Here is a 12,891-nt window from a genome sequence, read left to right on the forward strand (position 1 = left end):
TATGTCCTCCTCTTAATGATTATCCGCGAAGCTCGTATGCTTCTGGTTGTTGTGCTGCGTGTTGGTGCTCTGCTCCAGCGTATACGTGAAGCTTACGGAACATTTGACGACCTAAAGAGTTTTTAGGAAGCATTCCTTTGATTGCTAACTCAAGCATTTGAGTTGGGTACTTTGTACGCATCTCAAGAGCTGTACGTTGTTTAAGACCACCAGTGAATTGTGTGTGGCGATAGTAAATTTTGTCTTGCAATTTGTTACCAGTTAATTCGATTTTGTCAGCGTTGATGATGATTACGTGATCACCTGTGTCAACGTTTGGTGTGAATGTCGGTTTGTTTTTACCACGTAAGATAGAAGCTACTTCTGAAGCTAGACGACCAAGAGTTTGGCCTTCTGCGTCAACAACTAACCATTTACGCTCTACTTCGTGACCTTTAGCCATGAATGTTGTACGCATGTATATTGTCCTCCTAATAACGATCTGATTCGTTCTTGAATTTTCTATTTCACCTAACAATTAAGTTTCGGGGCTTATTTGTGGGGTTTGAAAATACCATACATCATCGTATAACAGATACGACATATTGTCAAGCGATTTTCAAAAAACACCTGGAAAAGTTGCTAACGTTTTTCATAGCCTACTTTTTCAAGGTACAACCCTTGAGGTGGCGCCGTTTTGCCAGCCTTACTCCGGTCTTTTGCCGCAATGATTGCCGACATCTCATCCGGTCCACGTTTTCCGATACCAACTTCCCATAGCGTCCCCGCAATGATGCGGACCATATTGTACAAAAAGCCGTTCCCTGTGATGACTAGATGTAGCTGTTGACCGTATCGTTCGATGCGCACCTCGTAAATCGTCCGCACGAAATCTTGAATACTCGTGTTCGCTGCACTGAAACTGCGAAAATCGTGCTCACCAACAAGGGCCGTTGCTGCTTCTCGCATCCGGTCAATGTCCGGCTGCTTCCCAGGAATATGTGATAACAAATGCCGTTCAAACGGGAGCGGGATGTCTTCGAGTGTCCATTTGTAACGATACGTCTTCCACTCGACGTCAAAACGCGCGTGAAAGTCCTCTCTGACCTCTTCAACGCCCATCACCCGAATATCTCCCGGAAGCTGACTATTGAGCGCCTTGCCCCATCCAGAAGGCGGAATCGAGAGGGCTGTATCGAAGTGGATGACCTGACCAACCGCATGGACCCCTGTATCGGTACGGCCACTTGCTGTGATTCGGGTAAAGACGCCTTGATTCATTCTCGTCAACACGCGTTCCACCTCTTCTTGAACCGTGCGTCCATTCGGTTGGACCTGGTAACCGGAGAACCCACTACCGTCATAGCTGATCATTGCTTTAATGCGCATAGGGGCCTCCTATCCTCTTAACAGCCAAAGGACGGCTGCTAGGACGACTAATAACATAAGAGCGAGGGTGTCACGTGTCTGCCAGTGTAATTGACGATAACGCGTGCGTCCCTCCCCGCCTCGGTAGCCACGCACTTCCATCGCCGTTGCCAAGTCTTCTGCCCGTTTAAAGGCACTGACAAACAGCGGAATGAGAAGTGGCACGATGGCCTTCAATCGCTCTTTAAATGGACCAGATGTCATATCCGAGCCGCGGGCCATCTGAGCTTTCATAATTTTATCCGTCTCATCCATCAATGTTGGAATAAAACGTAGAGAGATGGACATCATGAGAGCCAGTTCATGGACGGGAAGCTTCCACTTCTTCAAAGGTCCAAGTAAAAGCTCGATCGCATCCGTGATCGAAATCGGTGTCGTGCTCAACGTCAATATCGTTGTCATCACCACAAGGACGAAGAAACGAATCGCGATGAACACCCCTTGAATAACCCCTCCTGTATAGATCTCTGTATATCCAAGATCAATCAGTACGTAGCCTTCCTTCGTGAAGAACACGTGAAGTAGGAAGGTGAAGATCAGTAAAAACACGATTGGCTTTAATCCACTGAGGATAAAGTAGAAACGGATGCCAGATAACTTCACGATAGCTAATGTGAAGACAATCAAAAGACCATACGTAATCCAGTTGTTAGCCATAAACACGATGGCAATGAAGAGGAACACGAAGAGCAGCTTCGCCCGCGCATCAATGCGGTGCACAATCGAGTCTCCAGGGATGTAGCGACCAAATATCATTTTCTCTAACATCAGTCTGCCACCTTCCCTTCAGCGAGATATGTGGCAATCGCTACTGCAAGTAATTCCTCTGTCAAATACAATTCCGGAAACTTCACATTAAATAACGCTTCCACTTTGCGTTGTAGCTGTACCGATTGTGGAAGTTCTAGGCGGTAGTCACGCAAAAGCTCTTCTTGCGCGAACACTTCTTGTGGAATTCCTTCTAGTACGCAACGACCCCCGTGCATAATAGCGATACGGTCTGCATAGCGCGCCGCATCTTCCATACTGTGTGTGACGAGTATAGTCGTTAAGCCTTTTTCTTCATGGAGACGTGCAAACAGATTCATAATCTCTTTCCGACCTCGTGGATCAAGACCTGCTGTTGGTTCATCAAGAACTAAGACGTCTGGATCCATGGCAAGAACTCCTGCAATCGCTACGCGTCGCATTTGCCCACCTGACAAATCAAACGGTGATTTCTGTAAGACGCCGTCCGGTAGCCCGAGCACTCCTACCAGTTCATGTGCACGAATACGCGCTTCTTCTTCCGGGACACCAAAGTTCATCGGACCAAACATAATATCTTTCTCCACGGTTTCTTCAAACAGCTGATGCTCCGGAAACTGAAATACTATCCCCACGTTTTGGCGTACGACTTTTAACTGCTTGTTCTTTTGTCCGGCCTGAATCACGGCATCGCCAATCTTCACCGTACCTTCTGTCGGCTTTAAGATGGCATTTAAATGCTGCAGAACGGTCGATTTTCCGGATCCCGTGTGACCAATGATAGCTTGATAGCTTCCGGACGGGATCGTGAGGTCGACTTCTCGTAACGCTCGCTTTTCAAAAGGTGTCCCCGCTGCATACGAATAACTTACTTGTTTGAGTGCAATGTCCATAACAGATCCACCAATTCTTGCTCTGACATAAGAGTACTTGGGAGCTCCACACCTTGCGTACGCAAGAGGGCTGCCACGTTTGCGGCAAAGGGAAGGTCTAAACCAAGTGCCGTGATTTCATCTCGGTTACCGAACACGTCACGAGGGTTACCCTCCGCATACTTTTCTCCACCGTTCATCACAATTACTCGGTCCGCGAGCATCGCTTCTTCTAGGTCATGTGTAATGGAGAGGACCGTCACATCCGATAAGTCGCGCAAGGCACGGATGGTCTGAATGACTTCCCGACGCCCCTGCGGATCAAGCATAGACGTGGCTTCATCGAGTATTAACAATTTTGGACGTAACGCAATGGCCCCAGCAATGGCGACACGTTGCTTTTGCCCTCCTGATAGATGATGCGGTTCTTGGTTTACGAACTCTTCCATTTGTACTTGCTTAAGGGCGGAAGTCACACGCTCCACCATCTCTTGATACGGAATGCCATTATTCTCTAAAGCAAACGCCACATCGTCTTGGACGGTGGCTCCTACGAATTGATTGTCTGGATTCTGAAAGACCATTCCTAAATTAGAGCGGATTTCCCACAAGGTCTGCTCATTCAACGGCAATCCAAATAATTCAACAGTTCCTTGCTGCGGGAACAACAAGCCGTTAATCAGCTTGGCCATAGTTGACTTCCCAGATCCATTATGACCGACGATGGCAATCCATTCCCCTTGCTCAATCGTAAGCGTCAGGTTGGCCACGGCAGGGCGTGTCTCTTCTTCCGCGGGGTAGGTATACGTCACGTCACGTAAATCAATTATCGCTGTCATGTGATTTCCTCCTCTGTCTCATCTCAACTTTACTCATCTAGGCTCTCTTCGTGATCTGCCCGAAGCAATGCACCTTATGCATTCCGTCCAATAGATCACTTTTTAGGGAAATAAAAAAGCGCGCACCTCATCAGTGCGCTCTTCAGGTTTGTTGCAGGCCGGGTGCTCAAGTCCGTCCTGCTTGATGAGGTGCGTAGAGCTAGACGAGACGCCACCCACAAGGGGTCCGCTCATCATAACGCTCAGCCTTTTTAATTGTCGTATAAATCGTTTTTGAAAAGAGAGAGTTTGGGTGAACCCTAAACCCTCTCTGAAGTCGTCCTTAGACTAACTCGATTACTACTACTGGTGCGCCGTCTCCACGACGTGGACCAACTTTCATAATGCGAGTGTAACCACCTTGACGATCTGCGTAGCGTGGTGCTACATCATCAAATAGTTTAGATAAAGCGTATACTGAAGTTTCATTGCCTTCTTCATCTGTTTTCACAGCTGTTTCATTGCGAATATAAGCAGCAGCTTGACGGCGAGCATGTAGATCGCCACGCTTTCCTAAAGTGATCATTTTTTCAACAACAGAACGTAATTCCTTCGCACGTGTTTCAGTTGTCTGAATACGCTCGTTGATAATTAGGTCCGTCGTTAAGTCACGTAACATCGCTTTACGCTGAGAACTTGTACGTCCAAGTTTGCGGTAACCCATGGATGTTTCCCTCCTTTAGTTCAATAATTATCTAGCTGAATCAAATTTAGCGCTTAGTCTTCTTTACGTAATCCTAAGCCAAGCTCATCTAACTTCGCTTTTACTTCTTCTAAAGACTTACGTCCAAGGTTCCGTACTTTCATCATGTCGTCTTCTGACTTGTTCGCAAGTTCAAGAACCGTATTGATTCCTGCACGCTTCAAGCAGTTATAAGAACGAACCGAAAGATCAAGCTCTTCAATTGTCATTTCCAAGACTTTTTCCTTTTGGTCTTCTTCTTTTTCGACCATGATTTCAGCCGTTTTCGCCTCATCTGTCATGCCTACAAAGATGTTTAAGTGCTCCGTTAAGATTTTAGCTCCAAGCGAAATCGCCTCTTTTGGACCGGTGCTGCCATCTGTCCACACATCAAGCGATAACTTATCGTAGTTCGTCGATTGACCAACACGAGTATTTTCTACTTGAAAATTAACGCGTGAAACTGGAGTGTAAATAGAGTCGATCGGGATTACGCCGATAGGAAGATCTTCACGTTTGTTTTGGTCAGCAGGAGTATAGCCACGGCCACGGTTTGCGTATAAACGCATACGAAGGTGTCCGTTTTTGCTGATTGTTGCGATATAGAGTTCAGGGTTCAAAATTTCAACATCACTGTCATGCGTAATATCCGCAGCAGTTACTGTTCCCTCACCTTTAACATCAATTTCGATGACTTTTTCTTCATCGGAATAGATTTTAACTGCAAGTTTTTTCACATTCATAATAATTGATGCTACGTCTTCCACGACACCCTCAATAGTTGAGAATTCGTGTAATACGCCATCGATTTGAATAGAAGTCACTGCAGCTCCTGGTAATGAAGACAGAAGGATGCGACGAAGTGAATTCCCCAAAGTATTTCCATACCCACGTTCTAGCGGCTCAACAACAAATTTGCCATATTTTGCATCTTCGCTGATTTCTATCGTTTCAATCTTTGGTTTTTCAATTTCTAGCATACTACTTTACCCTCCCTCAAAACATCGAATGAATAGGTCTTGCCATCATGAATTCGATCGTTGCTGATTTTCATCAGTCCAATAAATGATGCAGTTTCACCTATTACACGCGACGGCGTTTTGGTGGACGGCAACCGTTATGTGGAACTGGAGTTACGTCTTTAATAGCAGTTACATCTAATCCAGCAGCTTGAAGTGCACGAATTGCAGCTTCACGACCTGCACCAGGACCTTTAACTGTAACTTCTAACGTTTTTAAACCGTGTTCCATAGAACCTTTAGCAGCTGTTTCAGCAGCCATTTGTGCAGCGAATGGAGTTGATTTACGTGAACCACGGAATCCTAGAGCTCCAGCGCTTGACCATGAAAGGGCATTCCCTTGCATGTCAGTAATTGTAACGATTGTATTGTTGAAAGTAGAACGGATGTGAGCGATACCAGATTCGATATTCTTTTTCACACGACGTTTACGAGTTTGTTGTTTACGTGCCATGTTGAGAAGAAACCTCCTTTACCGATTATTTTTTCTTGTTCGCAACTGTTTTACGAGGACCTTTACGCGTACGCGCATTGTTCTTCGTATTTTGTCCACGAACTGGAAGACCACGACGGTGACGGATACCACGGAATGAACCGATTTCCATCAGACGTTTGATGTTTAGGGAAATTTCACGACGAAGATCTCCTTCTACTTTAAACGCACCGACTGCTTCACGAATTTTGTTTAGCTCATCTTCAGTTAAATCGCGTACACGCGTGTTTTCAGATACGCTAGCAGATTCAAGAACTTTTTGAGCTGTGTTTTTACCAATACCATAGATGTATGTTAATGAAATTACAACGCGTTTGTCGCGTGGAATGTCAACACCAGCAATACGTGCCATGAGTGCACCTCCTTCAAAAATTAACCTTGTCTTTGTTTGTGTTTAGGGTTTTCACAGATTACCATTACTTTACCGCGTCGGCGAATAACCTTACATTTTTCGCAGATCGGTTTTACAGATGGTCTCACTTTCATCTAACCTAACCTCCTTAATAGTCCGGAGTGCAAAAGATTATTTAAAACGGTACGTAATACGACCGCGAGTTAAATCATAAGGAGATAGTTCAATTGTGACTTTGTCTCCAGGTAGAATACGAATAAAGTGCATACGGATCTTACCAGAAACATGTGCCAAGATCGTATGACCGTTTTCAAGCTCTACCTTGAACATTGCGTTAGGCAAAGTCTCAACAACTGTTCCTTCGACTTCAATTACATCATCTTTCGCCATCAACCCAGTCTCCCTTCTTATACAAATCAAGCCGAAGCTTCATTCGCTGTTCTCTTTGCTTCATACAGGTACGATTGTCTGCTGAAAGCATATGTCTGGAAAGCATGAGAGATGTTCGAAAGACACTCGTAAGGCTTCGCACAAAGCAATCTGCGGAAAAGACTGAGTGCTCAATCTGAACCCTTGCAAAGATGCTTCCACGAAACCCATTATACCCCTTCTGATGGGCAATTGTACACTACTTAAGAATAGTGACGGATTGTTCCAATCGTCCGTTCGTATACCGGGCGCAATATGCTTTTGCAGCTCTCGAGAAAAACAATACTTGTTGCATACCACCCGGGTCTTCCAAAACGGAAACCAGGGTTACTTGCGGTCTGTTAATAGAGCATCGATATCAGCGAACACTTTTGTAATATGTTGCTGACCATCAATATTTGTTAACACGCCTTTATCGCCATAAAAGTCGAGTAGGGGCTGTGTTTGCTTCATATTTACTTCCAGACGGTTTGTCACCGTTTCTGGATTGTCATCCGCACGTTGATATAATTCCCCGCCATCCTTATCGCAGACACCATCCTTTTGTGGAGGATTGAAGACTAAGTGATAAGCAGTACCGCATTCTTTACAGATACGGCGGCCGGTTAAACGTTTGATTAATTCCTCTTGCTCCACTTGGATGTTAATCACATGCTCAACAGATTTCTCTAGATCAGCAAGTGTTGTATCCAATGCTTTCGCTTGTGGCACAGTACGTGGGAATCCATCTAGCAAGAAACCCTTTGCACAGTCAGCTTGGCTTAAACGTTCACGAACAATACCAATCGTTACTTCATCCGGTACTAATGCACCTTGATCCATAAACGATTTTGCTTCGAGACCCAGTGCCGTTTGGTTTTTAATTGCCGCACGGAACATATCGCCTGTAGAAATATGAGGGATTTCGTACTTCTCAACAATTTTATCTGCTTGCGTACCTTTACCGGCACCTGGCAAACCCATTAAAACGATATTCATACGTTTTTTCCTCCCTCTAAAAGGTAGGCAGAAAAAGGAACGGAATGCTCCTCATTTCCACCTGATTACTTCATAAACCCTTTATAGTGACGCTTCACAAGTTGTGATTCTAGTTGTTTCATTGTTTCAAGTGCAACCCCAACTACAATGATCAAGCTTGTTCCACCGATTTGCGCTGCTTGTGGCAGGCCAGCAAATTCAATAAAGAGCAGTGGCATAATCGAAATCACAGCTAAGAAAATCGCACCAACAAATGTTAAACGATATAGCACGCTTGTTAAGTAATCTTGCGTTTGGCTTCCTGGACGAATCCCCGGAATGTATGCCCCTTGTTTCTTTAAATTGTCGGCCACATTCTCAGGATTCACTTGAATGAATGCATAGAAGTAAGTGAACGCGACAATTAAAGCAACGAAGAGTACCATTCCGATTGGCTGCGTGTAATCCAGCACACGTGTGATTGCTTCTGTGACGGAGTTCGTACCGAAGAATAACGTAATGGATTGTGGCGCCATTAAGAAGGCCGAAGCAAAGATAACTGGGATAACTCCCGCTGCGTTAACTTTTAATGGTAAGTGTGTTTGCTGACTGCCTGTTTGGGAAGAACCAGCAACACGTTTTGCATATTGAATTGGAATTTTACGTAGTGCCTGTTGAACGTAGATAACGCCAACTGTTACTGCGATAATCGCCAAAACAATTAATGCAAGGATTGCAAGATTGATGAATAGGGCATCGCCCGCTCCTTCAATTTGCGTTGCATAGATTTGGTTCACTGCTGTTGGGATTGCAGCTACGATACCAGCGAAGATAATGATAGAGATACCATTTCCAACACCGTATGACGTAATTTGCTCACCTAACCACAGCAAGAATGCTGTACCAGCAGTTAATACAATTGCAATAACGACATACGTCATTACACCATCGTCTTGAATCAATTCTCCACCGTACATACGGTTAAACCCGTAAGACATAGCAATTGCCTGAACGAAGGCCAATACAATTGTAAAGTAACGAGTGAATTGCGCAAGTTTTCGTCTTCCGACTTCGCCTTGTTTCGCCCACTCTGTAAATTTAGGAACAACATCCATTTGCAATAATTGCACGATAATGGATGCGGTGATGTATGGCATAATTCCCATTGCGAGAATGGAGAAATTAATAAGTGCCCCACCACCGAAGATGTTTAGGAACCCAATGATCCCTAACTCATCAGAAGCACGTAGCACATCTGCATCTACGTTTGGTACTGGTACGAACGTTCCCAAACGGAAGATGACGAGCATTGCTAACGTGAAAAAGATCTTGTTTCGAATATCTCGCACACGCATAAAGTTAGAGATTGTTTGAAACATTAAATCACCTCGACAGATCCGCCGGCGTTCTCGATTGCTTCTTTAGCAGAAGCAGAGAATTTGTGAGCTTGAACAGAAAGCTTTTTGTCAAGAGACCCGTTACCAAGAATCTTGATTCCAGAACGTTCCTTGCTCACAACACCTGTTTCAATGAGTAGAGCAGGTGTTACTTCTGTGCCCTCTTCGAAACGGTTAAGCGCATCTAGGTTGACTACAGCATATTCTTTGCGGTTGATGTTCGTAAATCCACGTTTTGGTAAACGGCGGAACAACGGGTTTTGTCCACCCTCAAATCCTGGGCGTACTCCACCGCCAGAACGAGCGTTTTGTCCTTTATGACCTTTACCCGAAGTTTTACCATTACCAGAACCTGTACCTCGACCTACGCGGTTGCGTTCTTTACGTGAACCTTCAGCTGGTTTTAACTCATGTAGTTTCAACTGGTGGCACCTCCTTAAGTGTAAAATCGTTCAATTATTTCTCGTTAACTGTGACTAAGTGAGCTACTTTCGTGATCATACCACGAATTGCAGCATTATCTTGGTGTTCAACTGTTTGGTGCATCTTACGAAGACCAAGTGCTTCCGCAACTTTACGTTGGTTAGGCTTTGAACCGATCAAACTTTTAGTTAGGGTGATTTCTAATTTGTTTGCCATTGTCAATTCCCCCCTTATCCTAATAGTTCTTCCACAGATTTACCACGTAGCTTCGCAACGTCTTCAGCACGTTTCAGTTGTGTTAAACCTTCAACAGTAGCGCGAACCATGTTGATTGGTGTGTTTGAACCTAGTGATTTAGAAAGAATATCAGTAATACCAGCTAACTCAAGTACAGCACGTACTGGTCCACCAGCGATTACTCCTGTACCAGGTGCAGCAGGTTTGATTAGAATCGAACCAGCTCCGAAACGGCCAAGCACTTGGTGAGGTGTAGTTCCTTCTACCATTGGTACTTCGATTAAGTTTTTCTTCGCGTCTTCAACAGCTTTGCGGATCGCGTCTGGAACTTCTTGCGCTTTACCAGTACCGAATCCTACATGTCCGTTTTTGTCACCAACCACAACTAATGCAGTAAAGCGGAAACGACGTCCACCTTTAACAACTTTAGCAACACGGTTGATTGTTACTACGCGTTCTTCGAATTCAAATTTGTTTGGGTCAATAGCACGCATGATGTATGTCCCTCCTTCTTCTTAAAATTCTAAGCCATTTTCGCGTGCAGCATCAGCTAATGCTTTCACACGTCCATGATATAAGTAACCTCCACGGTCAAATACTACGTTAGTAACGTTTTTCTCTACTGCGCGTTTAGCGATTGCTTCGCCAACTTTCGCTGCAGCTTCAACATTACCAGCAACACCGTCAAAGTCTTTTTCCATTGTTGACGCGCTAGCTAGTGTTACACCAGAAGCATCATCAATCAATTGTGCATAAATGTGTTTATTTGAACGGTAAACGTTTAAGCGTGGACGCTCAGCCGTTCCCGTGATTTTTGTACGAACACGTGCATGACGTTTCTTACGAACTTGATTTTTATCTTGTTTCGTAATCACAGTGGTCACTCCTTTCTAATGCTTACGAGCATTATTTACCAGTTTTACCTTCTTTACGACGAACGTTTTCGCCTTCATAACGAATTCCTTTACCTTTATACGGCTCCGGAGGACGTACTTGACGGATGTTAGAAGCAAGAGCTCCAACGCGTTCTTTGTTGATCCCTTTAACGATGATCTTCGTGTTTGTAGGAACTTCGACTTCAAGACCATCTTCAGGAGTGAATTCAACCGGGTGAGAGTAACCTACGTTTAGTACAAGTTTCGTACCTTGTAATTGTGCACGGTAACCTACCCCAACTAATTCTAAGCTTCGAGTAAATCCTTCAGATACGCCAGTGACCATGTTAGCTAGTAACGCACGAGTCGTACCGTGGATTGTACGGTGTTCTTTTGTTTCAGATGGACGAACTACAGAAAGTGTAGTACCTTCTTGTTCGATCTTCATATCTTTGTTGAATGTACGAGTTAACTCACCTTTAGGACCTTTTACAGTGACTGTGTTGTCATCTGCAATTGTCAAGGTAACGTTAGCTGGTACTTCAATAACTTTTTTACCTACGCGAGACATACTGTTGCACCTCCATTCATTTGTTACGGATTACCAAACGTAAGCGACGACTTCTCCGCCAACTTGTTTAGCACGAGCTTCTTTATCAGTTACAAGACCTTGTGAAGTTGAGATTAATGCGATTCCAAGTCCGTTAAGAACTCGAGGAACATCGCTCGTTTTCGCGTAAACGCGAAGACCTGGTTTTGAAATACGTTTTAAGCCAGTGATAACGCGTTCGTTATTTTGACCGTATTTCAAGAAGATACGGATAATACCTTGTTTGCTATCTTCTACATATTCTACATCACGGACGAAACCTTCACGCTTAAGGATTTCAGCGATTTCCTTCTTCATGTTTGAAGCAGGCACTTCTAGTTTCTCGTGACGAACCATATTCGCATTACGGATGCGAGTCAGCATATCTGCAATTGGATCTGACATTGTCATTACATTTACCTCCTTCCCAGTTTAGGGGATTACCAGCTTGCTTTTTTAACGCCTGGAATTTGTCCTTTGTAAGCTAACTCACGGAAACAAATACGGCAAAGCTTAAATTTACGATATACAGAGTGCGGACGTCCACAGCGCTCACAGCGTGTGTAGGCTTGCACTGGATGTTTCGGCGTACGTTTTTGTTTAGCGATCATTGATTTTTTAGCCACGATTTCGCCTCCCTATTATTTACTTTTGGAATGGCATACCGAATTGTGTCAATAACTCACGAGCTTCTTCGTCAGAGTTCGCAGTTGTTACAATTACGATGTCCATACCGCGGACTTTAGATACTTTGTCATAATCGATTTCAGGGAAGATTAATTGCTCTTTAACTCCAAGCGTGTAGTTTCCGCGACCGTCGAATGCTTTTTTAGAAACACCACGGAAGTCACGAACACGTGGAAGTGCGATTGCGATTAATTTATCCAAGAAGTCATACATACGCTCTCCGCGTAATGTAACTTTCGCACCGATTGGCATACCTTCACGAAGACGGAAGCCGGCGATAGATTTTTTAGCTTTTGTTACGACTGGTTTTTGACCAGCGATTGTTTGCAATTCTTCAACAGCAGCATCAAGTGATTTCGTGTTTTGGACAGCGTCGCCCACACCCATGTTGATCACAATTTTGTCTACTTTTGGTACTTGCATAACAGATGTATATTCAAACTTGCTCATTAGAGCAGGAGTAACTTCGTTAACATACTTTTCTTTTAGGCGGTTCATGTGTGTACCTCCCTTCTTCATTTTGCTTATTTAATAATTTCACCAGATTTTTTGGCAACACGAACTTTTTTACCATCTTCCACTTTGTAACCTACACGTGTTGGTTCACCTGATTTAGGGTCGATCAACATCACGTTAGATACGTGAATAGAAGCTTCTTGCTCAACAATTCCACCTTGTGGATTTGCTTGGTTTGGCTTAGTGTGCTTTTTGACGATGTTTACACCTTCAACAAGCACGCGGTCTTTCTTAGGAAACGCAGAAAGGATCACACCTGTTTTCCCTTTGTCTTTCCCTGAGATTACCATTACTTTATCGCCTTTTTTTACATGCATTCTGTCGCACCTCC

General features: G+C 44.2%; 22 protein-coding genes. All 22 read right to left on the reverse strand.

Annotation, left to right across the window (positions count from 1 at the left end; translation table 11 throughout):
* Window positions 1-19: 19 nt before the first annotated feature.
* Window positions 20-457, reverse strand: coding sequence for a 50S ribosomal protein L13 (gene rplM / locus ACFO0S_RS09845; protein ID WP_378141821.1), 438 nt, complete (start codon window positions 455-457; stop codon window positions 20-22).
* A 164-nt stretch (window positions 458-621) separates the two neighbouring features.
* Window positions 622-1,368, reverse strand: a complete 747-nt coding sequence (truA, locus tag ACFO0S_RS09850) for a tRNA pseudouridine(38-40) synthase TruA (RefSeq protein WP_378141822.1) — start codon at window positions 1,366-1,368, stop codon at window positions 622-624.
* Between the two features lie 9 nt (window positions 1,369-1,377).
* Entirely contained in the window at window positions 1,378-2,175 is a 798-nt protein-coding gene (locus ACFO0S_RS09855) for an energy-coupling factor transporter transmembrane component T family protein (RefSeq protein ID WP_378141823.1), read from the reverse strand.
* Window positions 2,175-3,047: an energy-coupling factor ABC transporter ATP-binding protein gene (locus tag ACFO0S_RS09860; protein WP_378141825.1), complete on the reverse strand. Its 873-nt coding sequence runs from the start codon at window positions 3,045-3,047 to the stop codon at window positions 2,175-2,177. Before ACFO0S_RS09860 ends, ACFO0S_RS09855 begins: the two co-directional genes overlap by 1 nt.
* On the reverse strand, window positions 3,023-3,865 hold the full coding sequence (locus tag ACFO0S_RS09865) for an energy-coupling factor ABC transporter ATP-binding protein (RefSeq protein ID WP_378141826.1): 843 nt from the start codon (window positions 3,863-3,865) through the stop codon (window positions 3,023-3,025). Before ACFO0S_RS09865 ends, ACFO0S_RS09860 begins: the two co-directional genes overlap by 25 nt.
* Window positions 3,866-4,187: 322 nt before the next feature.
* Window positions 4,188-4,568 (reverse strand): 50S ribosomal protein L17, encoded by a 381-nt coding sequence (gene rplQ / locus ACFO0S_RS09870; protein WP_378141828.1) that lies wholly within the window; start codon window positions 4,566-4,568, stop codon window positions 4,188-4,190.
* Window positions 4,569-4,621: 53 nt separating this feature from the next.
* Window positions 4,622-5,566: a DNA-directed RNA polymerase subunit alpha gene (locus tag ACFO0S_RS09875; protein ID WP_378141829.1), complete on the reverse strand. Its 945-nt coding sequence runs from the start codon at window positions 5,564-5,566 to the stop codon at window positions 4,622-4,624.
* Between the two features lie 103 nt (window positions 5,567-5,669).
* Complete coding sequence (rpsK, locus tag ACFO0S_RS09880; RefSeq protein ID WP_094942188.1) at window positions 5,670-6,059, reverse strand: 30S ribosomal protein S11; 390 nt, start codon at window positions 6,057-6,059, stop codon at window positions 5,670-5,672.
* A 25-nt stretch (window positions 6,060-6,084) separates the two neighbouring features.
* Window positions 6,085-6,450 carry a 30S ribosomal protein S13 gene (rpsM, locus tag ACFO0S_RS09885; protein ID WP_378141832.1) on the reverse strand — a complete coding sequence of 122 codons (366 nt, stop codon included), beginning with the start codon at window positions 6,448-6,450 and terminating at the stop codon, window positions 6,085-6,087.
* 20 nt (window positions 6,451-6,470) lie between these two features.
* Window positions 6,471-6,584: a 50S ribosomal protein L36 gene (gene rpmJ, locus ACFO0S_RS09890; RefSeq protein ID WP_003247619.1), complete on the reverse strand. Its 114-nt coding sequence runs from the start codon at window positions 6,582-6,584 to the stop codon at window positions 6,471-6,473.
* Window positions 6,585-6,621: 37 nt separating this feature from the next.
* A complete protein-coding gene (gene infA, locus ACFO0S_RS09895; protein ID WP_016429904.1) occupies window positions 6,622-6,840 on the reverse strand; it encodes a translation initiation factor IF-1 in 219 nt (72 codons plus the stop codon).
* A gap of 366 nt (window positions 6,841-7,206) precedes the next feature.
* The gene (locus ACFO0S_RS09900) at window positions 7,207-7,857 is read right to left on the reverse strand and encodes an adenylate kinase (RefSeq protein ID WP_378141835.1); all 651 of its coding nucleotides are present in this window, start codon (window positions 7,855-7,857) and stop codon (window positions 7,207-7,209) included.
* A gap of 65 nt (window positions 7,858-7,922) precedes the next feature.
* The gene (secY, locus tag ACFO0S_RS09905; protein WP_378141836.1) at window positions 7,923-9,215 is read right to left on the reverse strand and encodes a preprotein translocase subunit SecY; all 1,293 of its coding nucleotides are present in this window, start codon (window positions 9,213-9,215) and stop codon (window positions 7,923-7,925) included.
* On the reverse strand, window positions 9,215-9,655 hold the full coding sequence (gene rplO / locus ACFO0S_RS09910; RefSeq protein ID WP_378141838.1) for a 50S ribosomal protein L15: 441 nt from the start codon (window positions 9,653-9,655) through the stop codon (window positions 9,215-9,217). Before rplO ends, secY begins: the two co-directional genes overlap by 1 nt.
* A 34-nt stretch (window positions 9,656-9,689) precedes the next feature.
* Window positions 9,690-9,872 (reverse strand): 50S ribosomal protein L30, encoded by a 183-nt coding sequence (gene rpmD, locus ACFO0S_RS09915; protein WP_094942194.1) that lies wholly within the window; start codon window positions 9,870-9,872, stop codon window positions 9,690-9,692.
* 14 nt (window positions 9,873-9,886) lie between these two features.
* Window positions 9,887-10,387, reverse strand: a complete 501-nt coding sequence (gene rpsE / locus ACFO0S_RS09920; RefSeq protein WP_100354150.1) for a 30S ribosomal protein S5 — start codon at window positions 10,385-10,387, stop codon at window positions 9,887-9,889.
* Between the two features lie 21 nt (window positions 10,388-10,408).
* Window positions 10,409-10,768 carry a 50S ribosomal protein L18 gene (rplR, locus tag ACFO0S_RS09925; RefSeq protein ID WP_378141839.1) on the reverse strand — a complete coding sequence of 120 codons (360 nt, stop codon included), beginning with the start codon at window positions 10,766-10,768 and terminating at the stop codon, window positions 10,409-10,411.
* A 31-nt stretch (window positions 10,769-10,799) separates the two neighbouring features.
* On the reverse strand, window positions 10,800-11,339 hold the full coding sequence (gene rplF, locus ACFO0S_RS09930; protein WP_378141840.1) for a 50S ribosomal protein L6: 540 nt from the start codon (window positions 11,337-11,339) through the stop codon (window positions 10,800-10,802).
* Between the two features lie 30 nt (window positions 11,340-11,369).
* The gene (gene rpsH / locus ACFO0S_RS09935; protein ID WP_378141841.1) at window positions 11,370-11,768 is read right to left on the reverse strand and encodes a 30S ribosomal protein S8; all 399 of its coding nucleotides are present in this window, start codon (window positions 11,766-11,768) and stop codon (window positions 11,370-11,372) included.
* 29 nt (window positions 11,769-11,797) lie between these two features.
* Entirely contained in the window at window positions 11,798-11,983 is a 186-nt protein-coding gene (locus tag ACFO0S_RS09940) for a type Z 30S ribosomal protein S14 (RefSeq protein WP_094942199.1), read from the reverse strand.
* A 19-nt stretch (window positions 11,984-12,002) separates the two neighbouring features.
* Window positions 12,003-12,542, reverse strand: coding sequence for a 50S ribosomal protein L5 (rplE, locus tag ACFO0S_RS09945; protein WP_378141842.1), 540 nt, complete (start codon window positions 12,540-12,542; stop codon window positions 12,003-12,005).
* A 26-nt stretch (window positions 12,543-12,568) separates the two neighbouring features.
* Window positions 12,569-12,877, reverse strand: a complete 309-nt coding sequence (gene rplX / locus ACFO0S_RS09950) for a 50S ribosomal protein L24 (protein ID WP_378141843.1) — start codon at window positions 12,875-12,877, stop codon at window positions 12,569-12,571.
* Window positions 12,878-12,891 lie beyond the last annotated feature (14 nt).

Source organism: Chryseomicrobium palamuruense, from assembly GCF_042649045.1.
In the GTDB taxonomy this organism is placed as follows: domain Bacteria; phylum Bacillota; class Bacilli; order Bacillales_A; family Planococcaceae; genus Chryseomicrobium; species Chryseomicrobium palamuruense.

Bases quoted from the DNA above. Each gene is read 5' to 3' on its own strand.
- truA (WP_378141822.1), bottom strand. From the start codon at position 1,368: ATGCGCATTAAAGCAATGATCAGCTATGACGGTAGTGGGTTCTCCGGT.
- rplF (WP_378141840.1), bottom strand. From the start codon at position 11,339: ATGTCTCGCGTAGGTAAAAAAGTTATTGAAGTACCAGCTAACGTTACC.
- rplM (WP_378141821.1), bottom strand. From the start codon at position 457: ATGCGTACAACATTCATGGCTAAAGGTCACGAAGTAGAGCGTAAATGG.
- rpmD (WP_094942194.1), bottom strand. From the start codon at position 9,872: ATGGCAAACAAATTAGAAATCACCCTAACTAAAAGTTTGATCGGTTCA.
- ACFO0S_RS09875 (WP_378141829.1), bottom strand. From the start codon at position 5,566: ATGCTAGAAATTGAAAAACCAAAGATTGAAACGATAGAAATCAGCGAA.
- rpsH (WP_378141841.1), bottom strand. From the start codon at position 11,768: ATGACAATGTCAGATCCAATTGCAGATATGCTGACTCGCATCCGTAAT.
- ACFO0S_RS09855 (WP_378141823.1), bottom strand. From the start codon at position 2,175: ATGTTAGAGAAAATGATATTTGGTCGCTACATCCCTGGAGACTCGATT.
- rplX (WP_378141843.1), bottom strand. From the start codon at position 12,877: ATGCATGTAAAAAAAGGCGATAAAGTAATGGTAATCTCAGGGAAAGAC.
- rpsM (WP_378141832.1), bottom strand. From the start codon at position 6,450: ATGGCACGTATTGCTGGTGTTGACATTCCACGCGACAAACGCGTTGTA.
- secY (WP_378141836.1), bottom strand. From the start codon at position 9,215: ATGTTTCAAACAATCTCTAACTTTATGCGTGTGCGAGATATTCGAAAC.
- rpmJ (WP_003247619.1), bottom strand. From the start codon at position 6,584: ATGAAAGTGAGACCATCTGTAAAACCGATCTGCGAAAAATGTAAGGTT.
- rpsE (WP_100354150.1), bottom strand. From the start codon at position 10,387: ATGCGTGCTATTGACCCAAACAAATTTGAATTCGAAGAACGCGTAGTA.
- infA (WP_016429904.1), bottom strand. From the start codon at position 6,840: ATGGCGAAAGATGATGTAATTGAAGTCGAAGGAACAGTTGTTGAGACT.
- rplQ (WP_378141828.1), bottom strand. From the start codon at position 4,568: ATGGGTTACCGCAAACTTGGACGTACAAGTTCTCAGCGTAAAGCGATG.
- ACFO0S_RS09865 (WP_378141826.1), bottom strand. From the start codon at position 3,865: ATGACAGCGATAATTGATTTACGTGACGTGACGTATACCTACCCCGCG.
- rpsK (WP_094942188.1), bottom strand. From the start codon at position 6,059: ATGGCACGTAAACAACAAACTCGTAAACGTCGTGTGAAAAAGAATATC.
- rplE (WP_378141842.1), bottom strand. From the start codon at position 12,542: ATGAACCGCCTAAAAGAAAAGTATGTTAACGAAGTTACTCCTGCTCTA.
- ACFO0S_RS09860 (WP_378141825.1), bottom strand. From the start codon at position 3,047: ATGGACATTGCACTCAAACAAGTAAGTTATTCGTATGCAGCGGGGACA.
- ACFO0S_RS09900 (WP_378141835.1), bottom strand. From the start codon at position 7,857: ATGAATATCGTTTTAATGGGTTTGCCAGGTGCCGGTAAAGGTACGCAA.